The following is a 19,214-nucleotide window of genomic DNA, read 5'->3' as shown; positions in this document are numbered from 1 at the left end:
AGTCAGGCCCAGCCCGCGCGGGCGTTCACCGGGCAGGTGAGGAGATCTTCTCGTCCTCGACCGGCTTCGCCTGTCGGGGCAGCCTGGCCCGTCTCGGCGTCCGCTGCGCCACCGCCTGCTCGGTGAGCGCCCGGAGCTCCGCCAGGATGTCCAGGTGCTGCTGGGACGGTGGCGGGCCGACGAGGTTCGAGTGGTCGAACGCGGTGCGTTCGGCCCGGTGGGCCAGGTTCTGGATGCGCCGGAACAGGTCCCACTCCCGGTCTGTGCGCGTAGAGCGCCGTTGCTCAGTCACCCCGGAAGCAGACACCTCACGCCGGGTGAACGTAAATCACCTGGCAGTGCGAACTTCGCTGGGTCAACTCAGCTACCCCTGCCAGGGCGGTCGAAACGCACCCATCGTGCGACTCAAGGCCTCCACCGCCGGGCGAGAGACCACGCCGCGCACGCGGGGACGTGCTGCACACGGCCGTTCGAGCGGTCGTGCAGCACCATCATGGTGAAGTCATGCAACCCGCAGCGTCACCCGAGCTTGTGAAAACCTCGGTGACGCCTGTCGGTCACGCCCTGTCGAGCAGGCCCCCGGTTCATGGGTCACTCATCGGTGTGTCGACGATGGCTGCGCGCACCACATCCGCCCCACCGGCCATGGCGACCGACGCCATTACGCCGCACGGCGAGCCGTCTTACCGTGCCTGGGGTGAACATCGCCGTTCCGCTGATCGCAGCGCTCCTCGCGACGACGGCGCAGGCCGTCCCCGCGTCCGCCCACGGATGCGGGCCCCTGCGCGTTCCCGGTGCCGAGCGCCAGGAACTGACCCACCTCGCCGACCTGTCGACCGCAGGCGGCCGCACCGATCCCGCCGACTGGGCCGGGCTCACCCCCGCGGGCCTGCCCGCGCCGACGCCCGTGGCCGGCACGCAGGTGGACGGCTACTTCCCCGACTCCTCCACCGGCAACACCAACCACGGCTGGGCGCACGACTCGCAGTTCGTGATCCGGCTGCCGCAGCGCTGGAACGGCGGCCTCGTCGTCACCGGCTCCCCCGGCGTGCGCGAGCAGTACGCCAACGACCGCGCGATCAGCGACTTCGTGCTGGCCCGCGGGTACGCGTTCGCGTCGACCGACAAGGGCAACACGGGCGTGACCTTCCACCGGGACGGCAAGCGGCCCGGTGACGCGATCGCCGAGTGGAACCACCGGGTCACCCAGCTGACCCGGGCGGCGAGGGCCGTGGTGGCGCAGCGGTACTGCCGGCCGCCGTCGCGGACCCTGGCCACCGGCATCTCCAACGGCGGCTACCTGGTGCGGTGGCAGCTGGAGAACCACCCCGAGCTGTACGACGGGGGCGTCGACTGGGAGGGCACGCTGTGGACCGCGAAGGGCCCGAACCTGCTGACGTTCCTACCGCCCGCGCTGACCGGGTACCCGAGCGGTGACCGGGCCGCGTTGGTGGCCGCGGGTTTCCCGGCCGAGTCGGAATTCCTGTGGCCGTTCCACCACCAGTACTACTGGGACCTGACCCAGCGGATCTACCGGGAGGAGCTGGACCCGGCGTGGGACGGTGACGTGGAAGCGGGCACGCCGTTCTGCGCGCCCGGCACACCGCTGTGCGACGCGGACTACGACTACGCCTCACGGCCGCAGGCGCAGCGGGCGGTCGAGCGGATCGCGCTCACCGGCCGGATCGGCAAGCCGCTGCTCACCCTGCACGGCACGCTGGACGTGCTGCTGCCCATCACGCGTGACTCGGACGTGTACGCGGACATGGTGCGTCAAGCCGGTCGCGGCGCGCTGTTCCGCTACTACCGGATCGAGGACGGCACGCACGTGGACTCCCTGTTCGACGCCTTCCCGGACCGCCTGCGGCCGCTGACGCCGTGCCACCGCTCGGCGTTCACCGCGCTGGAGGGGTGGCTGTCGGGCACCCGCCCGCCCGCGTCGACCACCGTCGCGCGTCCGGCGACGGTGAACGCGACGGAGTGCGCCCTGTCGTGACCCGAAGCGTCCCGCCGCTCGGCGCGCCCGGAGGCGGCCGAGCGGCGGGACCGGCTCACCCGACGGGCACCGTCAGTCGCCCAGCACCTTCATCAGCTTCAGGGCGAGCTGGACTTCGAGCACCCGGTCCGGTGACTGCCAGTCCTCGCCCAGCAGGCTCGCCACCCGGTCCAGGCGTTGCACCACCGTGTTCACGTGCACGTGCAGCTCCTCCTTGGCCCGGCTGAGGTTGGCCCCGCACGCGAAGTACGCCGTCACCGTCCGGACCAGTTCGGTGCCACGGCTGGAGTCGTAGTCCAGCAGCGGGCCGAGGGTGGAGCGCACGTACCCGGCCACGTCCGCCCGATCGCCCAGCAGCACGCCGACGAAACCCAGGTCGGCCAGCGTGCCGCCGGTGCCCCTGCGGCCCAGTTGGAGCAACGCCTTCAGGCACCGCACCGCCTCGGCGTGCGCGGCGGCGACCTCCTCCGGGCGGTGCGCCGGGCCGCCCGAACCCACGGTCACCGGCAGGCCCACCGCCTTGCCGAGCACCCGCGCCGCGTCCTCCGCCGCGCACGCCGGGTCCGCGCCGGGCAGCACGAGCACCACGTGCTCGCCGTGCGCGCCCGCCAGACCGCGGCACGACGACGCGTGGTGCGCGGCGGCGGCGAGGAGCCGGTCCCGCGGCCCGTCCGCGACCAGCACGACGTGGTCGGCGGCCAGCTCCACGCCCACCCGCCGGGCCCGGGCGCGCAACGCCGCCGCGTCCACCGCGGCCGTGAGCAGGTCGGTGATCAGCTCGCCGCGCACCTTGTTCTCCGCCTCGGCCACCGTGCGGCGCAGGAGCAGCAGCAGGGCGGTCACCACACTCGCGCGCTCGAACAGCCTGCGGTCGGCGTCGCCGAGGTCCGGGCGGTCGGTGAGCGTGATGCTGCCCAGCAGCTCGCGGCCGGCCAGCACGGCGCACACCCACGTGCCGTCCTGCGGGATGGCCCGGCCGCTGGCGCGGGAGGCGTTGACCGCCGCACGGGGTGCGAGCGCACGCGTGGTGCCGATCCGGGCCAGCTCGACGCCCTCGCTGTCGTGCACCACGATCCCGCCGTCGAGCACCTTGGCCACCGCGGCGGCCACCTCGGGCACGTCCGCGCCGCGCAGCACCAGGTCGGTGAGCCGGTCGTGGGCGTCCTCGGCGCGGCGCATGGCCTCGTTGTGCGCGCGGATCGTCTCGCCCGCCGCGCGGGTCTCCTCCAGCAGGTGCGCGGTGTCCAACGCGATCGCGGCGTGGTCGGCCAGCGACGACAGCAGCGCCACCTCGTCGGGCGGGAACTGGCGCGGCGAGCGGTTGGCCGCGTAGAGCACGCCGATGACCCGGCGGTCGAGCTTGAGCGGCACGCCCAGGATCGCGACCAGGCCCTCGTCGCGCACCGCGGCGTCGATCGGGCCGGTGTGGTTGAACCGGTCGTCGTCGAAGTAGTCGGCGGTCACGTACGGCCGCGCGGTCTGCGCCACCAACCCGCCCAGGCCCTCGCCCATGCCGAGCCGGACCTGTTGGAACAACGCGGAGATCGAGCCGTCGGTGACCCTCATGTACGTGCCGCGCTCACCGGAGTCGTTCATGCTCAGGTACGCGATGTCCGCGCCGAGCAGCAGCCGGGCGCGGCGCACGATGGACCGCAGCACCGCGTCCGGGTCGCGCACCCCGGCCAAGTCGTTGGCGGTGTCGAACAGCGCCTCCAGCTCGGCCTCGCGGCGGCGGTGCGCGGTCAGCGTGCGGCGGATCCGCAACGCCCACTCGGTGGCACGGGCGACGCGGTCCAGCTCCTGGTCCGGCACCCCCGCCGCGCGGGCCGCGGGGAGCACCGCCGCCAGCCGCTCGCTGCCCGCGTCGGTCGCGAGCAGGTCGAGCAGCTCCAACAGGTGCTCCACCGCGTCCGCCTCGCTCATGCCCTCATGCTCGCACCGAGGGGATCTCGACGTCGGTCCGGTCCAGGGAGCTGCCCTTCGTCTCCTTGGCCACCACGACGGCGATCACGGTGAGCACGCACATCCCGAGCACGTACAGCACGATCGGGAACGAGCTGTCGTAGGCGGCGAGCAGCGCGGTCGCGATGAGCGGCGCCACGGCGCCCGCCCCGATCGACGCCAGCTGGTAGCCGATGGACGCGCCCGAGTAGCGCACCTTCGTGCCGAACAGCTCGGAGAAGAACGCGGCCTGCGGGCCGTACATCGCGCCGTGCAGCACGAGGCCGACGGTGACCGCGAGCGTCATCGGGAAGAAGGACTTCGTGTCCAGCAGCGCGAAGAACACGAACATCCACAACCCGATGCCGACCGTGCCGATCAGGTAGGTGGTGCGGCGGCCGATCCGGTCCGACAGCGCGCCCCACAACGGGATCGTGACCAGGTGCGCGAAGGAGGCGATCAGCACCGCGTTCAGCCCCGCCGAGCGCGGCATCCCGAGTTCGGAGGTGATGTAGACCAGGATGAACGCCGTGATCACGTAGTAGGACACGTTCTCCGCCATGCGCGCGCCCATCGCGATCAGCACCTCGCGCCAGTGGTCGCGCACGACGGCCACGATCGGGGGCTTCTCCTTGATCTTGCCCGCCTCGACCTTCTTCTGGGCTTCGAGGAAGATCGGCGACTCGGAGACGCTGAGCCGGATCCACAGTCCGATGAGGACGAGCACGCCGGACAGCAGGAACGGCACCCGCCAACCCCACGACAGGAACGCCTCGTCGCTCTGCACGGCGGCCAGCACCGCGAGCACGGCGGTGGCCAGCAGGTTGCCCATCGGCACGCCCGCCTGCGGCCAGGACGCCCAGAAACCGCGCCGTTCCGCGCTGCCGTGCTCGGACACGATGAGCACCGCGCCGCCCCACTCGCCGCCCAGCGCGAAGCCCTGGATCAGCCGCAGCAGCGTCAGCAGCAGCGGCGCGGCCACGCCGATCGCGGCGTAGGTGGGCAGCAGGCCCATGGCGAACGTGGCGCCGCCCATCAGCACGAGGCTGAGCACGAGCAGCTTCTTGCGGCCGATCTTGTCACCGAAGTGGCCGAACACCAGGCCGCCCAGCGGGCGGGCCAGGAAGCCGATCGCGTACGTGGTGAACGCGAGCAGGGTGCCGTTGAGGGGGTCCGCCGTCGGGAAGAACAGCTTGTTGAACACCAGAGCGGCGGCGGAGCCGTAGAGGAAGAAGTCGTACCACTCGATCGTGGTTCCGATCAGGCTGGCTATGACGACCTTGGCGAAGGACTTCTTCGGCTGCGGAGGGGCGGCGTTGGTCATGTCGGTCACCACTTCGTTGGGGGTGGGGGAACGAGGGGGTCACTGGGCGGTCCAGCCGCCGTCGATCGTGAACGACGAGCCGGTGACGTGGCCGGAGTGCGCGCCGCACAGCCACAGCACGACGGCGGCCACCTCGGTCGGTTCGATGAGCTGCTTGATGGCGTGCCGGGCGAGCATCACGTCGGCGAGCACCTGCTCGGGCTCGATGCCGTGCGCCCTGGCCTGGTCGGCCACCTGGTTCTCCACCAGCGGGGTGCGCACGTAGCCGGGGCGCACGCAGTTGCTGGTCACGCCGTGCGGCGCGCCCTCCAGCGCGATCACCTTGCTCAGCCCTTCCAGGCCGTGCTTGGCGGTGACGTAGGCGGACTTGAACGCGCTGGCCCTGGTGCCGTGCACGCTGGAGACGTTCACCACCCGGCCCCAGCCGCGCTGGTACATGTGCGGCAGGACGTGCCGGGCGAGCAGGAACGGCGCGGTCACCATGACCCGCTGCAACAGCGCGAACCGGTCCGGCGGGAACTCGTGGACCGGCGCCACGTGCTGCAGGCCCGCGTTGTTGACCAGGATGTCGACCTCGGCCGGCAGGTCGCGGGCGGGGTCGTCGGCGGCGAGGTCGACCACGTGCTCGGTGCCGCCGGTCTCGCGGGCCGCGTCGGTGACCGAGTCGCGGTCGCGGTCGACGAGGTGCACCTTCGCCCCGGCACGGGCGAGGGCGACCGCGCAGGCGCGCCCGATGCCGCTGCCGGCGCCGGTGACCAGGGCGGTGCGACCGGACAGGTCATCGCTGTGACCGGGGACACTCGTCATGCCCTGGAACGCTAGGTGACCTGCGGTTCACGGCACATGTGACGCAAGCCCACAACGTGTGGGCGAGGCATGTGTTTAGCCGACAGTTAGCCAGGGAATGATCGGATTAGCCAATACCGGGTGAAGTGACGGTGCGGCCGTAGGTAGTCTGCTTTGGCCCATTCGGGGGACGACGAAGCTCTGGGGGTTACGAAGTGTCACTCACGCCGATCTACGACGATCTGCTGCGCCAGTTCGAGGGCATCATCCTCGCCAGCGAGGCAGCCGACGCCGTTGCGACCGCCGACGTGCCGACGGCCGTCGAGCCGACCGCCGAGGACAAGCCGGCCGAGGGCTGACCCCCGACCTCACGGCGTCGAGGCCCTTCGCGCGGCGATGAGGGCCTCGACGCCGTCGAGCAGCAGCCGGAGCCCGAACTCGAACTTGTCCCCCGTGTACGGCGACACGCCCGCCTGCAGGGCCGTGACCAGCGCCGGGTACGGCGCGAAGTCGACCAGTTCGCCGAGCACGGCGTCGCGCTCGCGCACCTCGTCGGGGCTGGGCTCCCGGGCGTCGAGGCCCAGCCTGGCCTGACCGCGCACGTAGGCGTCGACCGACTCGACCACCGCCATCTTCTCCGCCTCGGTCAGGCCGGTGCCCTCCAGCACCCGCAGCGCCGAGTCCATCCACCGCAGCAGGTTCGGCCCGGGCGCGGCCGCGGTGGCGACCAGTTGCAGCACCCAGGGGTGCTTGCGGTAACCGTCGTGGTCGTGGCGCGCCCACGCCTCCAGCTTGGCCCGCCAGTCGCCCGGCCAGTCGTTCGGCAACGGGTCGTCGGCCCCGACCGCCTCCGCCATGAGGGCTTCCAGCTCCGCCTTGCCCGGCAGGTAGGTGTAGAGCGAGGCCGTGCCGACGCCGAGCTCCACGGCCACCCGGCGCATGGACAGCGCGGCCAGCCCCTCGGTCTCGGCGACCTGGATCGCGGCGGCCACGATCCGCTCCATCGACAGACCCCGCTGCGGACCCCGGGCGGGCCTCCGGGCGTCCTTCCAGAGCAGCTCCAGCACTCGCCGCTGCGACTCGTCCTTTGCGTTCATGGTGAAACTCAGTATACCGTTCGGAGTTGTACGAACGGTGTTCGGAGTTTGGGGGACGACGTGGCGGACGTGGGGGCACCGGGGGTGCTGAGGGAACGGCGGACGTTGGCGGCGGCGACGCTGGCCAACGGGCCGACCGAGCTGATCGACTTCGTGCTGCCGCTGTGGGCGGGCGCGGCCATCGGGTTGAGCGCGACCGAGGTGGGCGTGCTGATGGCGGTGGAGATGGCGTTGTCGGTGCTCGTGCGGCCGTTGGCGGGCGTGCTGGCGGACCGGTGGGAACGACGTCACACCGCGGCCATCGGCGCGCTGCTCTACGCGCTGTCGTGCGCGGGGTACGCGCTGGCGCAGAGCGCACCGCTCGCCTACGGCGCGGCGGCGGTGGGCGGCGCGGGCGGCGCGCTGCTGTGGGTCGCCGTGCGCGCCATCGTCAGCGAACGGCTGGCCGAGGACTCGGCGGTGTTCCCCCGCCTGCTCTCCGCGCAGGAGACGGGCTCGTGGGTGGCGTTCGTGGCCGGGATGTCGGCGGTGGGGGCCGTCGGGTACGCGGGGCTGTTCTGGGCGTGTGCGGCGGCGTGCGTCGCGGCCGCGGTGTTCCTGTTCCTCGCGCCGCGTCGGCGGGAACGCGGCGGCCAGGGTGCGGACGCGGCCGGGCTCGGCGCGGTGGGCAAGCGGTTGCGGCCGATGCTGTTCGCGGTGGTGATGACCATGGCGGCCGAGGCGGCCGTCGGGTTGCTGCTGCTCCTGCACCTGCAACGCGGGTTCGACCTGGCGCCGCAGCAGGTGGCGTTCGTGTTCCTGCCCGGCGCGATCGCGATGAGCGCCGCCGCCGAACACCTGCACCGGTACGTGCTGCGGTTCGGCAGGCGCCGGGTGCTGGTGGTCGCGTCCCTGGCCAGCGGCGGGTTCGCGCTCAGCCTGGCGTGGGCGCCCAACCCGTACGTGATCGCGGGGCTGTGGGTGCTCAGCGGGTTGGCGTGGGCGGCGGTGCTGCCGGTGCAGCAGGCCGTGATCGCCGAGGCGTCCGACGGTCGGGTCGGCCGGGGCATGGGCGTGTACGAGGCGGCGTGCCTGGTCGGGGCGATGATCGGCAGCCTGGTGGCGGGCGTGCTGTACGACGGGGCGCACTGGTGGGTGGCGTGCGTGGTCGCGGCCGGGATGATCGTCGCGGGCGCGGTCGTCGTGCCGCGGGCGGTGCGGCGGCTCGGCGTTCCCGACATCCCGGTCACCAGGGCCTAGGAAAAGCGGACGGGCCGCCGGGTGCGTGTGCCCGGCGGCCCGATCCGTGGAGCGACCACCGGGTGCGTGTGCCCGGCGGCCCGCCTGTGCCGCGTTACTTCGGCTGCGGGAGCAGGTCGGCCGGGACCGGCTCGTCCTTCTCCAGCGCGCCGAACAGGCGCAGCGCGTTCTCCCGGTCCCACTGCACGACCGAACCCGCGCCCGGCACGGTCGGCGTGCCGCCCACCGGCACGGTGACCGTGTCCACTCCCCCGCCCATGGCGAACGCCATGCCGGCGAGGTGGTGCAGGTGGTCGTCGGAGTTCACCGAGATCGAGTCGGTGCCCGCGAACAGCAGCGGGAACGCGCGGAACGGGTTGGCCAGCGTGCCGAAGCTCGTCGCCTTGTCGGTCAACGCGGCGAGGAACTTGCGCTGGTTCTCCACCCGTTGCAGGTCGGCCGTGGCGAACGCCCGCGAGCGGACGAAGCCCAGCGCCTGCGCGCCGTCCAGCTCCTGGCAGCCCGGCTGGAGGTCCAAGCCCGCCAACGGGTCCTGCATCGGCTGGTCGATGCACATGTCCACGCCGCCGACCGCGTCGACGATCCCGGCGAACCCGCCGAAGCCGATCTCCATGTAGTGGTCGACGTGGATGCCCGTCGCGCCTTCGACGGTCTGCACCAGCAACGGCGGACCGCCGAACGCGAACGCGGCGTTGATCTTGTTCTTGCCGTTGCCCGGGATGTCCACATAGGAGTCACGAGGGACGCTCACCAGAGTGGCCTTCCCGGAACCCTCCGGGATGTGCAGCAGCATGATGGTGTCCGTGCGCCGACCGCCCGCGTCACCGGTGGACAAGTCCTGCTTCTGCTCCTCGGTCAGGTCGTCGCGCGCGTCCGACCCGACGAGCAGCCAGTTGGTGCCCGGTGTGTCGGCCGGCCGGCCCTCGTAGTCGGCCAGCGCGTCGATCCGGCGCAACGACCCGTCGACGTAGAACCACAGGCCGACGCCCAGCGCCAGCAGCAGCACCAGGACGACCCCGATGATCCGCCCGACCCTCGGCTTGCGGCGCTTGGGGGTCGGACGGCGGCCGGCCGGCTGCTGGTAGCCGGCCTGCTGCCCGTACCCGCCCCGGGCGTAGCCGGCCTGCTGCGGCCCGCGCGGCCGTGGCTGCCCGCCCTGCGGCGCCCCGCCCTGCCGGGCCCGGGACTGCTGTGCGCGGTCCTGCTGTGCCCACCCCTGCTGCGCCTGGCCCTGCTGCGCCCGGCCCTGTCGGGGCTGCCCGCCCTGTGGGTATCCGCCCTGCTGATACCCGCCCTGCTGGTATCCGGCGCTCATCAAGCGACCCCGTCCGTGTGTCGGTCACTGCTCGCACCTAAGGACGCGGTGCGCGGCAAGAGGTTGCCACCCTAGTGGTCCGGCGCCAGCACGAGTGCGGCCAACAGGCGGTCCAGCTCGGCGTCCGGGTCGTCGGTGAGACCGGTGTGCGCGGGCGAGGTCTGGATGATCGTGCTGCGCGGCGCGGTCAGCCAGCGGAACCGCTGCCCGGCCGACGTGCGCGACACCGGGCCCGCCGTCGGCACGCCGTCGCACGACAGCCCGAGGTGCTCCAGGTGCGCCCGCAACACCTCCACGTCCAGGAACGGGTCCAGCGCCAGCACCCGCCGCTCGTCCACGTGCACGCGGGCGCCCAGGAACTCCAGCGCCTTGCAGTAGACCAGCACCCCGACGTTGACGAACTCGCCGCGTTCCTGCCTCGGCACGGCGCGCAGCAGCGCGTACTCAAACACGTGCGGCACGAGCGGCCTCCAGTGCGTCGACCCACGACCGGGGCGCGGTCAGGCGGGCGGTGAAGAACGACTCGTACGCCTCGCGCACGGCGGCCGGTGTGGTGAACGACTCATCCTGCGCGAGCCACTGGTCCGGCACCAGCGCCAGCACCTCGCGCACCAGCTCGGGCGTGACCAGGGCGGACAGCTCGGCGTCCACCGCGGCCAGGTCGCCCGCGAACGGCAGCATCAGGTGGTCGCCCGCGTCGAACCGGTAGCTCGCCGCGGGGAACCGCTCCGGCCGCCAAGAGTGGTGGAAGTACAGCGAGGCGCCGTGGTCGATCAGCCAGAGCTCGCGGTGCCACAGCAGCGTGTTCGGGTTGCGCCAGCTGCGGTCGACGTTGAGCGTGAGCGCGTCCAACCACAGCAGCCGGGTGGCCAGGTCCGCGCCCGGCTCGCGCACCACCGGGTTGTAGTCGAACGAGCCGGGCAGGTAGTCCAGCCCCAGGTTCAGCCCGCCGCTGGCCTTCAGCAGCTCCTGCACCTCCTGGTCCGGCTCCGACCGGCCCAGCTCCGGGTCCAGCTCGACCAGCACGATCTCGGGCACCCGGAAGCCGAGGCGGCGGGCCAGCTCGCCGACCACGACCTCGGCGACCAACGCCTTCACGCCCTGCCCCGCGCCGCGGAACTTGAGCACGTACATGCCGAGGTCGTCGGCTTCGACCAGGCCCGGCAGGGACCCGCCCTCCCGGAAGGGCGTGACGTAACGAGTGGCCGCGACCTGGCGCAACCCATTCGAGGAGTTCACTGTGTCTATTTTGCCGCTGCTTCGCAGGCGGCGGCTCGGTCGCCTGGAAGTCGGTCGTTCGCGCCCTCGCGTGGTGGTCGAGTGGGATTAGGAACGGGTGGCGTGGTGGTGTGAGGTCGCGGCCGTGAGGGCGGGGAGGTAGCCGGAGGTTTGGCCGTCGCGGTTGGGGTGGTAGGAGCGGTCGACGGGGGCGAGGACCAGGCCGTTCATCCAGGGCTTGGTGGAGCACACGCCGTGGTTGTCGAAGGGTTGGCGGACGTCGGCGAAGGTGAAGCCGGCGTCCTCGGCGCGGTTGGCGATCACCTCGGCCAGCACGTCGGCGGCCCGGTTCACGGCTCGACGCTTGTCGCCGGTCATCAGGCACCAGGTCTCGAACGAGAACAGCCGCGGGTAGCCCAGCACGACGACCTTCGCAGAGGTCCGGTCGCGCACGGCGTCGTACAGCGCGTCGAGCCGGCCGGGCAGCTCGTCGCGGATGAACCGCTCGGCGGTACCGGCCCGCTGCGCGCACTCGGCGTCGGTGCCCAGCGTGCAGGTGGTCATGACGTCGCTGAACCCCGCGTCGTTGCCGCCGGCGGTGATGGTGACCAGCGTGGTCGTGGGCGTGATCCGCTCCGCCTGCCCGGCCACCTCGGGTGTCCGCGCACCGGCGCACGCGGCCAGCACCACGGACGCGCCGTTGCGCTGTCCCCACAGCCGTGGGTACGCGTGCGGGCTCTGCCGGCAGTCGTCGGACGCCTCGTCGCCCGCGCCGAGGCCCGCCGCGTAGGAGTCACCCAACGCGACGAGCTCCGGCGCGGCCGGGGCGGGGGTCATGGCCATCAGCATCACGAGCGCGATCAGCTTCATGCACTCGGCCTACCACTGTGGACAGTCCCGCCGGCCGAAGTTAACCCGTCAGGAGTTACCTCGTCAGTGCGACGCAGACGGGGATCGGCGCGGTGGTCGTGCTCGACGGCCGCAGCCTGCCGGTGGACCGGTCCACCTCGAACGTGGTGATGTTGTCGGAGTTCTGGTTGGCCGCGAGCAGGAACCGGCCGGACGCGTCGAGCGCGAGGTGCCGGGGGAACCCGCCGCCGACCGGGACGGCCTCGACCAGCCGCAACGCCGCGCCGCCGCGTTCCACCGCGAACACCGAGACGCTGTCGTGGCCCCGGTTGGACAGGTAGGCGAACCGGCCGTCCGCCGACACCAGGACCTCGGCCGGGTAGTTGCGCGGCGTGGTCGGCGCGCCGGCGGGCAGCGTGCTCAGCTTCGGGCCCGGCCGCAGCACGCCGCGGTCGTAGTCGGCCACCACGACCGTGGAGTCGAGCTCGTTCGCGATGTAGGCGTACCGGCCCGACGGGTGGAACGCCAGGTGCCGCGGCCCCGCGCCGGCGTGCAGGCGAGCCGTGCCCGCCGAGGTCAGCTCGCCCTGGTCGCTGAGCCGGTAGCTGTAGACCGAGTCGGTGCCGAGGTCGACCGCCAGCACGAACTCGCCGGTCGGGTCGGGCAGCACCTGGTGCGCGTGCGGCCCGTCCTGCCGGTCCGGGTCGGGTCCGGCGCCGGAGTGCACGACCAGGTCGGTGCGTTCGCCCAGCCCACCACCGGGCAGCACCGGGTGCACCGCCACGCTGCCGGAGCCGTAGTTGGCCGACAGCAGGAAACCGCGGTGCAGCACCAGGTGGCACGGGTCGGCGCCGCCGGTCGGTTGACTGCCGATCACCTCCGGCACGCCGTCCGGGCCGACCGCCAGCGCGGTCACCTCGCCCTCGGACTGCTCGTTGACCACGTACACCCACCGCCCCGCGTCGATCACGAACGACGGGTTCGGCACGTCCGGCACCACGCCGGTGACGCGCAGCCTCCCCGTCGCCGGGTCGTAGGCGCCGAGCCCGAGGCCCGTGCCACCGCCCGGCCAGGAGGTGTAGGTGCCCAGGTACGCGCGGACCTCCGCCCGCCCCTCCGCACCGGACTCGTCCGCTCGGGCGACACCCTCGGTCATCAAGATCCCCGCTCCCACGCCAACGACGCCGGGTACCGCCGCCCGTCGACGACCAGACCGACCCGAAGGTGCGGCTAGCGCAACGGGTCGGCTTCCCGGAGCCGAGCCAACTCGACGGCCGGATCGTACGAGGGTTCCGGGTAGCCGGGGGCGAGGTCCCGCAGCGCTTCGAGCAGCAGCCGGGCCACCACCCAGTTGCGGTACCACTTGCGGTCCGACGGCACGGCGAACCACGGCGCGACCGGCGTCGAGCACTTGACCAGCGCGTCGGAGTAGGCCAGCTGGTAGCGGGAGAACTTCGACCGCGCGTCCAGGTCGGCCGGGTTGTACTTCCAGAGCTTGAGCGGGTCCTCCAGCCGGGCGATGAGCCGTTCCCGCTGGCGTTCCGGCGAGATGTGCAGGAAGCACTTGACCATCCGCACGCCCTGGTCGGCCAGCTCCGCCTCGAACGCGTTGATCTGCCGGTACCGGCGCCGCCACTCGGTCGACGGCACCAGGTTGTCCACCCGGGCGATCAGCACGTCCTCGTAGTGCGAGCGGTCGAAGACGCCGATGTAACCCGGCTGCGGCACCTGGCGGCGGATGCGCCACAGGAAGTCGTGCCGCAACTCGGTCCGGGTCGGCTTCTTGAACGAGGCGATGCGCAGGCCCTGCGGGTTGACCAAACCGGCGACGTGCCGGATCGTGCCGCCCTTGCCGGAGGTGTCCATGCCCTGGAGCACCAGCAGCACCCTCCGGTCGCCACCGCCCGTGCCCTCCGCGTACAGCGCCTCCTGGAGCCGGTCGAGCTCCCGGCCGATCACGGCCATGTCCGCGGCGGCCTCGGTCTTCGACCTCGGGCCGACCGGCGTCGCGGCCGGATCGACCCCGGCCAGGTCGAAGTCCTCCGGCCGCACCCGGAAGGCGTCGGATATCGACTGGACCTGCGCGGACTTGTCGGCCATCGTCGCAGGGTATCCCGCCGATCATGACCCTGCCCATTGCGCAACGGATCGCCGGGAAAACAGTAGATTGCGCAACGAACATGACGGACGCGCAACGCCTGACGGATGAAATCGCTGGCACAGGCCCCTTAGTGTGGAGACATGACCGCCATGGCCGCAGCTCTGAGCTCCTCTGACTTCATCTCGCTCGACGACGAGTGGAGCACGCACAACTACCACCCGCTGCCGGTCGTGATCTCGCACGGCGAGGGCTCGTGGGTGACCGACGTCGAAGGACGCCGCTACCTGGACTTCCTGTCCGGCTACTCGTCGCTGAACTTCGGCCACCGCCACCCGGACCTCGTCGCCGCGGCGGTCGAGCAGCTCGGTCGGGTCACGCTGACCAGCCGCGCGTTCCACCACGACCAGTTCGGCCCGTTCTGCCGGGAGCTGGCCGAGCTGACCGGCACCGAGATGGTGCTCGCGATGAACTCCGGCGCGGAGGCCGTCGAGTCGGCGATCAAGGTCGCGCGCAAGTGGGCGTACCGGGTGAAGGGCGTGCCGGACGGCACCGCCGAGATCGTGGTCGCCGGGTCGAACTTCCACGGCCGCACCACCACGATCGTCTCCTTCTCCACCGACGACACCGCGCGCGGCGACTTCGGGCCGTTCACGCCGGGGTTCGTGGTCGTCGAGTACGGGTCGCTGGACGCGCTGCGCGACGCGATCACCGAGCGGACGGCGGCGGTGCTGCTGGAGCCGATCCAGGGCGAGGCGGGCGTGGTCGTGCCGCCCGCGGGGTACCTGGCGGGCGCGCGGGCGTTGTGCGACGAGCACAACGTGCTGCTGATCGCGGACGAGATCCAGTCCGGCCTCGGCCGCACCGGCGACCTGCTCGCGTTGGACCACGAGGGCGTGCGGGCCGACCTGTACACGCTGGGCAAGGCGCTGGGCGGGGGCATCATGCCGGTGTCGGCGGTGGTCGGCAGCCGTGCCGTGCTCGGCGTGCTGCGGCCCGGTGAGCACGGGTCGACGTTCGGCGGCAACCCGCTGGCGTGCGCGGTCGGCCGGGCGGTGGTGCGGCTGCTGGCGACCGGGGAGTTCCAGCAGCGGTCCCGCGAGCTGGGCGCCCACCTGCACGCGCGGCTGGGCGAGTTGGTCGGGCGTGGTGTCGCGGAGGTGCGCGGGCGCGGGCTGTGGGCCGGCGTGGAGATCGCGCCCGGCGGACCGCGCGGGCGGGCGGCGTCGGAGGCGCTGGCCGGGCTGGGCGTGCTGTGCAAGGAGACGCAGGACACCACCCTGCGCGTCGCTCCCCCGCTCGTCATCTCGCGCGAGGAGTTGGACCGGGGCGTCGACGCTATCGGCGAGGTGTTGAGCACTCAGCGTTAACGCAGGTCACAGACGTGTCGAGCGAGACGTATCCAGCGGGTCCGTGACGCATCCTTACCCCCATGGGTGAACGCAAGCGGGCCGAGGCGGCCGTCGCGCTGGGACAGTGGGTCGACCCGGAGGAGGTCCTGGCGCGCGGCCGCGAGCTGCGGGCGGCGGTGAGCCACCAGGCGCACCGCGAGCTGCGGCTCGCGCCGGACCGGCCGTCCGTGGTCGAGTTCGTGGAGGCCTCGAACGAGGGCCGCCTGCCGGACCTGGTGCCGCTGCGGATCGGCCGGATGCTCGTCTCGCCGTTCGCGTTCTTCCGGGGCAGCGCCGGGCTGATGGCGGGCGACCTGGCCGTGGGCGCGCGCAGCGGGCTCGACGCCCAGCTGTGCGGTGACGCGCACGCGGCCAACTTCGGCCTCTACGGCACGCCCGAAGGCCGGATCGTGATGGACATCAACGACTTCGACGAGACGCTGCCCGGCCCGTGGGAGTGGGACCTGAAGCGGTTGGCGACGTCGCTGGTGCTGGCGGGTCGGGAGGGCGGCGTGTCGGAGAAGGGCTGCCGTGACGCCGCGTCCGACGCGGTGCGCGCCTACCGCGGTGCGGCACGGCACCTGGCCGAGATCCCGTTCATGGAGTCGTGGAACGCGCTGGGCGACGAGTCGGCGTTGTCCAAGACGAAGGCCGACGACCTGCTGGACGACTTCACCAAGGCGGCGTCCAAGGCGCGCAAGAACACCAGCGCGCGGGTGGCGGCGAAGTGGACCCGGCGCGAGGGCGAGCACATCCGGTTCGTGCCGGACCCGCCCGTGCTGTCCCGGATCTCCGACCAGGCGGCGCGGTCCGTGGTCGACGCCCTGCCGTCCTACGTGGACACGCTGCGCGAGTCCCGGTACGAGCTGATCATGCGCTACAGCGTGTCGGACGTGGCGTTCCGCGTGGTCGGCACCGGCAGCGTGGGCTGGCGCAACTACCTGGTCCTGTTGCACGGCAACGGTGACGAGGCGCTGGTGTTGCAGGCCAAGGAGGCGCGACCGTCGGCGCTGGCGCCGTTCCTCGGCGCGTCCGCCAAGAACGCCGGCCAGCCGGTCAAGCACGAGGGCAAGCGGATCGTGCACGGCGCGCGGCTCGTGCAGGCGGAGACCGACATCCTGCTCGGCTGGACCACCATCGAGGGGCGCGACTACATCGTGCGGCAGTTCCGCAACCGCAAGGGCGAGATCGACGCGACCACGTTGAAGCGGGACGACCTGGACGACTACGGCAGGCTGGCGGGCGCGCTGCTGGCCCGCGCGCACAGCCGGTCGGTCGACCCGCGCCTGCTGGCCGGGTACTGCGCGGGTGGCGAGGAGCTGGACGAGGCGGTCGCCCGGTACGCGTTGGACTACGCCGACCGGACGTGCGCCGACCACGAGGCGCTGGCCGCGGCGGTCAAGTCCGGCCGGCTGCCCGCTGAACGCGAATGACCTGACGCGCCACCAGGAACAGCACCACCGCGTTGAGCACGTGCCAGGAGTAGTGCGTGCCGCTCGGCCACGCGCCGCACAGGGGCTGGTCGAGCGTCCGCAGCGTCACCGACACCACGAACACGCCGGCGGCCGACGCCAGGTCGTGCCACGGCATCCGGCGGGCCGCCGCGATCGCCGTGACGGCCAGCAGGCACAGGAACGGCGCGAGGTAGATGCCCGAGCCGCCCGGGACGAGGGCGCCCAGCGGCGCGGTCACCACCGCGAGGACGACGAACGCGGGCGCGGCGAGCCAGGCGAGCGCCCAGCGGGCGCCGAGGTAGTGGTGCGCGAACACGATCAAGTACCAGATCACGTAGGCCGCGATGAACCCGATGTCGAACCAGTTGGTGAGCGTGTCGGCGACGGTGTGGAAGCTCAGGCTGCCCAACCCCACCAGCGCGAGCAGCACCGGCAGCGCACGCAGATCGCGGGTCCGCGGCCGGTAGCGCCACCACAGCACGGCCGCGGCGACGAGGAACGCCGCGTTGCTCACCGCGTTGAGCGGTTCGGCCCACAGACCGGGTGCCAGTCGCTCGCAGTACGCGTCCACGTCGTCCACAACCCGAAGTTCTACCGCTCGCGGGTGAACACCAGGGAGTGCCGGCGCGCGGCCGGAGGGCTAAGTTGGCTCAGGTGAACTCCGTTGGGGTGGACTCCGTTGCGGTGGACTGGATCGGGCTGATCAGGCACGGCGAGAGCACCGGCAACGTGGCGCGGGAGGCCGCGGAGTCGGCCGGCCACGAGGTGATCGACATCGCCGAGCGCGACGCGGACGTGCGGCTGTCGGCCGCGGGCGAGCGGCAGGGCCGGGCGCTGGGGCGGTGGTTCGCCTCGGTGCCGCGCGAGCAGTGGCCGGACCTGGTGGTCTGCTCGCCGTACCGGCGGGCCATCGACACCGCGCGACTCACCGTGAACGGGCACCCGCGCACCCGGGTCGACGAACGGCTGCGCGACCGCGAGCTGGGCGTGCTCGACCTGCTGACCAGTCACGGCGTGGCGCAGCGGTACCCGGAGGAACGGGCGCGCGAGCGGCGGCTCGGCAAGTTCTACTACCGGCCGCCGGGCGGCGAGTCGTGGGCGGACGTGGCGTTGCGGCTGCGGTCGCTGCTGCGCGACCTGGACGGGCGGCGGGTGCTGCTGTTCGGGCACGAGTTGCAGGCGTTCCTGCTGCGCTACCTGCTGGAGTGCCTGCCGGAGCCGGACCTGGCGGCGTTCGCGCGCAACCGCGTGGTGCCCAACGCCTCGCTGACGTCGTGGCGGCGCGAGGACGGGCTGTGGGTGCTGGAACGCGAGTTCGAGACGAGCCACCTGGTCGAACAGGGTGCCCCGGCCACGGCGACCCGGGACTCCGCCGCCCGCGCACCCGAGCCGAGCACCCGCTAGCCGCCCGTCGACGGGCGAGCCCGTCGGCTCAGCCGCCACCACCGCCGTCGGACGAGTTCGGTGCCTGCCCGTCGTCGGGGTGGCCCGGGTCGTGCCGGGTCCGCACGGCCAGGACGACACCACTGACGATCACGATCACGGTGGCGACGAGCGCCACCACCAGGCCGGTGTCCACGCGTCAAGTGTGCCGCACCGGACCTGGTCCGCGAAGGCCTCGGTGCGGCCACGTGACCGACCTAGACCCGGAACGTCCGCACGACCAGGTGGGTGGTGGCCGCGACGATCAGCGCGGCGGTGACCACGTGCGCGGCCACCAGCGGCACCGGCAGCGCCAACGCCTCCTGCACCGAGCCGAGCACGCCCTGGGCGAACGACAGCGCCAACGCGGCGAACGCGGCCGGGGTGCGCAGCACGATCGCCGCACCGAGCTGGAGCCCCAGCAGCACCACGACGAACAGCACGTGGAACGCCGCCACCTCGGCGGGGTCGAAGCCGAACCGGCGCGCGTTCTCGTCACCCGCGTGCGGGCCGCTGCCGGTCACCAGGGTGCCCAGCACCAGGACGCCGGTGAGCGCCACGGGCATCGCCGCCACGCCGATCCGGAGCCGGAGGTTCGCCGGTGCGCGGAGCACGGCGTCGGGCCGGCCGAGCAGGTCGACCAGCACCACGAGCGCGGCGACCAGCACCATGCTGACCAGGAAGTGGACGGCGACGACCTCGGGCGCGAGCGCCCGGCGCACGCTCAGCCCGCCGATCAGGCCCTGCAACCCGACGCCGACCAGGACACCGACGGCCAGCGGCAGCGTCTTCGGCGGGCGGGCGCGTTGGCGGGCCACCGCGACCACGAGGGCCAGGGTGATCAAGCCGACGACGATGCCGAGCACCCGGTTGCCGAACTCGACCACGCCGTGCACGCCCATCTCCGGCGTGGTCACGAACGACTCGTCGGTGCAGGTGGGCCACGTCGGGCAGCCCAGCCCGGAGCCGGTCAGCCGCACCAGCGCGCCGGTGAGCACGATCAGCACGTTGGCCACGAGCGCCGCCACGGCCGCCGCGTGCGCGGGTCGCCGAACGGGAAGCCGCACAGCATTCACGTCCAGGA

The 19,214-nt window shown here is 72.5% G+C and carries 20 protein-coding genes; 6 read left to right on the top strand and 14 right to left on the bottom strand.

The features are described from left to right. Positions 1-25: 25 nt before the first annotated feature. A complete protein-coding gene (locus ACYVLT_RS12290; protein WP_461120267.1) occupies positions 26-292 on the bottom strand; it encodes a hypothetical protein in 267 nt (88 codons plus the stop codon). A 405-nt stretch (positions 293-697) separates the two neighbouring features. On the opposite strand from ACYVLT_RS12290, the gene ACYVLT_RS12285 reads away from it, so the two are divergent. Further along, complete coding sequence (locus ACYVLT_RS12285; RefSeq protein WP_461120266.1) at positions 698-1,996, top strand: tannase/feruloyl esterase family alpha/beta hydrolase; 1,299 nt, start codon at positions 698-700, stop codon at positions 1,994-1,996. A 72-nt stretch (positions 1,997-2,068) separates the two neighbouring features. Here the strand turns inward: ACYVLT_RS12285 and ACYVLT_RS12280 are convergent, their stop codons facing one another. The 3 genes from ACYVLT_RS12280 to ACYVLT_RS12270 are packed head-to-tail and all read right to left on the bottom strand — an operon-like array spanning position 2,069 to position 6,068. Then, positions 2,069-3,919 (bottom strand): helix-turn-helix domain-containing protein, encoded by a 1,851-nt coding sequence (locus tag ACYVLT_RS12280; protein WP_461120265.1) that lies wholly within the window; start codon positions 3,917-3,919, stop codon positions 2,069-2,071. Positions 3,920-3,923: 4 nt separating this feature from the next. Continuing rightward, positions 3,924-5,261, bottom strand: a complete 1,338-nt coding sequence (locus tag ACYVLT_RS12275) for an MFS transporter (RefSeq protein WP_461120264.1) — start codon at positions 5,259-5,261, stop codon at positions 3,924-3,926. A gap of 39 nt (positions 5,262-5,300) precedes the next feature. After that, positions 5,301-6,068 (bottom strand): 3-hydroxybutyrate dehydrogenase, encoded by a 768-nt coding sequence (locus ACYVLT_RS12270; RefSeq protein ID WP_461120263.1) that lies wholly within the window; start codon positions 6,066-6,068, stop codon positions 5,301-5,303. 194 nt (positions 6,069-6,262) lie between these two features. On the opposite strand from ACYVLT_RS12270, the gene ACYVLT_RS12265 reads away from it, so the two are divergent. Next, positions 6,263-6,406: a hypothetical protein gene (locus ACYVLT_RS12265; RefSeq protein WP_461120262.1), complete on the top strand. Its 144-nt coding sequence runs from the start codon at positions 6,263-6,265 to the stop codon at positions 6,404-6,406. A gap of 9 nt (positions 6,407-6,415) precedes the next feature. On the opposite strand, the gene ACYVLT_RS12260 is transcribed toward ACYVLT_RS12265, so the two are convergent. Further along, positions 6,416-7,144 carry a TetR/AcrR family transcriptional regulator gene (locus ACYVLT_RS12260; RefSeq protein WP_461120261.1) on the bottom strand — a complete coding sequence of 243 codons (729 nt, stop codon included), beginning with the start codon at positions 7,142-7,144 and terminating at the stop codon, positions 6,416-6,418. A 69-nt stretch (positions 7,145-7,213) separates the two neighbouring features. Between ACYVLT_RS12260 and ACYVLT_RS12255 the strand changes: the two genes are divergently transcribed. After that, positions 7,214-8,383: an MFS transporter gene (locus tag ACYVLT_RS12255; protein ID WP_461120260.1), complete on the top strand. Its 1,170-nt coding sequence runs from the start codon at positions 7,214-7,216 to the stop codon at positions 8,381-8,383. 94 nt (positions 8,384-8,477) lie between these two features. Here ACYVLT_RS12255 and ACYVLT_RS12250 read toward each other — a convergent pair whose 3' ends face one another. The 6 genes from ACYVLT_RS12250 to ACYVLT_RS12225 all read right to left on the bottom strand — a co-directional run bounded on the left by ACYVLT_RS12250 (position 8,478) and on the right by ACYVLT_RS12225 (position 13,865). Beyond that, on the bottom strand, positions 8,478-9,698 hold the full coding sequence (locus ACYVLT_RS12250; protein ID WP_461120259.1) for an LCP family protein: 1,221 nt from the start codon (positions 9,696-9,698) through the stop codon (positions 8,478-8,480). Between the two features lie 71 nt (positions 9,699-9,769). Further along, positions 9,770-10,159 (bottom strand): DUF3037 domain-containing protein, encoded by a 390-nt coding sequence (locus ACYVLT_RS12245; RefSeq protein ID WP_461120258.1) that lies wholly within the window; start codon positions 10,157-10,159, stop codon positions 9,770-9,772. Continuing rightward, the gene (locus ACYVLT_RS12240; RefSeq protein WP_461120257.1) at positions 10,143-10,937 is read right to left on the bottom strand and encodes a HipA family kinase; all 795 of its coding nucleotides are present in this window, start codon (positions 10,935-10,937) and stop codon (positions 10,143-10,145) included. Before ACYVLT_RS12240 ends, ACYVLT_RS12245 begins: the two co-directional genes overlap by 17 nt. Positions 10,938-11,024: 87 nt before the next feature. Beyond that, positions 11,025-11,786 carry an SGNH/GDSL hydrolase family protein gene (locus ACYVLT_RS12235; RefSeq protein ID WP_461120256.1) on the bottom strand — a complete coding sequence of 254 codons (762 nt, stop codon included), beginning with the start codon at positions 11,784-11,786 and terminating at the stop codon, positions 11,025-11,027. A 55-nt stretch (positions 11,787-11,841) separates the two neighbouring features. Further along, positions 11,842-12,921, bottom strand: coding sequence for a lactonase family protein (locus ACYVLT_RS12230; protein ID WP_461120255.1), 1,080 nt, complete (start codon positions 12,919-12,921; stop codon positions 11,842-11,844). A gap of 74 nt (positions 12,922-12,995) precedes the next feature. Next, the gene (locus ACYVLT_RS12225; RefSeq protein ID WP_461120254.1) at positions 12,996-13,865 is read right to left on the bottom strand and encodes a PPK2 family polyphosphate kinase; all 870 of its coding nucleotides are present in this window, start codon (positions 13,863-13,865) and stop codon (positions 12,996-12,998) included. 141 nt (positions 13,866-14,006) lie between these two features. Here ACYVLT_RS12225 and rocD point away from each other — a divergent pair, with 141 nt between their 5' ends. Together rocD and ACYVLT_RS12215 are read left to right on the top strand one after the other, a co-directional pair. Further along, complete coding sequence (gene rocD / locus ACYVLT_RS12220) at positions 14,007-15,233, top strand: ornithine--oxo-acid transaminase (RefSeq protein ID WP_461120253.1); 1,227 nt, start codon at positions 14,007-14,009, stop codon at positions 15,231-15,233. 62 nt (positions 15,234-15,295) lie between these two features. Then, positions 15,296-16,687 (top strand): DUF2252 domain-containing protein, encoded by a 1,392-nt coding sequence (locus ACYVLT_RS12215; protein WP_461120252.1) that lies wholly within the window; start codon positions 15,296-15,298, stop codon positions 16,685-16,687. On the opposite strand, the gene ACYVLT_RS12210 is transcribed toward ACYVLT_RS12215, so the two are convergent. Further along, positions 16,653-17,288 (bottom strand): hypothetical protein, encoded by a 636-nt coding sequence (locus tag ACYVLT_RS12210; RefSeq protein WP_461120251.1) that lies wholly within the window; start codon positions 17,286-17,288, stop codon positions 16,653-16,655. The genes ACYVLT_RS12215 and ACYVLT_RS12210 overlap by 35 nt on opposite strands. Positions 17,289-17,362: 74 nt before the next feature. Here ACYVLT_RS12210 and ACYVLT_RS12205 point away from each other — a divergent pair, with 74 nt between their 5' ends. Next, on the top strand, positions 17,363-18,112 hold the full coding sequence (locus ACYVLT_RS12205) for a histidine phosphatase family protein (protein ID WP_461120250.1): 750 nt from the start codon (positions 17,363-17,365) through the stop codon (positions 18,110-18,112). Positions 18,113-18,140: 28 nt separating this feature from the next. On the opposite strand, the gene ACYVLT_RS12200 is transcribed toward ACYVLT_RS12205, so the two are convergent. Both ACYVLT_RS12200 and ACYVLT_RS12195 read right to left on the bottom strand, forming a co-directional pair. Next, the gene (locus tag ACYVLT_RS12200; protein WP_461120249.1) at positions 18,141-18,287 is read right to left on the bottom strand and encodes a hypothetical protein; all 147 of its coding nucleotides are present in this window, start codon (positions 18,285-18,287) and stop codon (positions 18,141-18,143) included. A 61-nt stretch (positions 18,288-18,348) separates the two neighbouring features. Then, a complete protein-coding gene (locus ACYVLT_RS12195) occupies positions 18,349-19,197 on the bottom strand; it encodes a COX15/CtaA family protein (RefSeq protein ID WP_461120248.1) in 849 nt (282 codons plus the stop codon). Positions 19,198-19,214: the final 17 nt, after the last annotated feature.

The organism is Saccharothrix stipae (assembly GCF_054781895.1).
The sequence above is the reverse complement of the archived record's forward strand: the minus strand, read 5'-3'. Positions and strand labels throughout refer to the sequence as shown.

Coding starts and splice junctions, on each gene's coding strand:
- ACYVLT_RS12280 (WP_461120265.1), bottom strand. CDS start 3,919: ATGAGCGAGGCGGACGCGGTGGAGCACCTGTTGGAGCTGCTCGACCTG.
- ACYVLT_RS12275 (WP_461120264.1), bottom strand. CDS start 5,261: ATGACCAACGCCGCCCCTCCGCAGCCGAAGAAGTCCTTCGCCAAGGTC.
- ACYVLT_RS12270 (WP_461120263.1), bottom strand. CDS start 6,068: ATGACGAGTGTCCCCGGTCACAGCGATGACCTGTCCGGTCGCACCGCC.
- ACYVLT_RS12260 (WP_461120261.1), bottom strand. CDS start 7,144: ATGAACGCAAAGGACGAGTCGCAGCGGCGAGTGCTGGAGCTGCTCTGG.
- ACYVLT_RS12250 (WP_461120259.1), bottom strand. CDS start 9,698: ATGAGCGCCGGATACCAGCAGGGCGGGTATCAGCAGGGCGGATACCCA.
- ACYVLT_RS12235 (WP_461120256.1), bottom strand. CDS start 11,786: ATGAAGCTGATCGCGCTCGTGATGCTGATGGCCATGACCCCCGCCCCG.
- ACYVLT_RS12230 (WP_461120255.1), bottom strand. CDS start 12,921: ATGACCGAGGGTGTCGCCCGAGCGGACGAGTCCGGTGCGGAGGGGCGG.
- ACYVLT_RS12225 (WP_461120254.1), bottom strand. CDS start 13,865: ATGGCCGACAAGTCCGCGCAGGTCCAGTCGATATCCGACGCCTTCCGG.
- rocD (WP_461120253.1), top strand. CDS start 14,007: ATGACCGCCATGGCCGCAGCTCTGAGCTCCTCTGACTTCATCTCGCTC.
- ACYVLT_RS12215 (WP_461120252.1), top strand. CDS start 15,296: ATGGGTGAACGCAAGCGGGCCGAGGCGGCCGTCGCGCTGGGACAGTGG.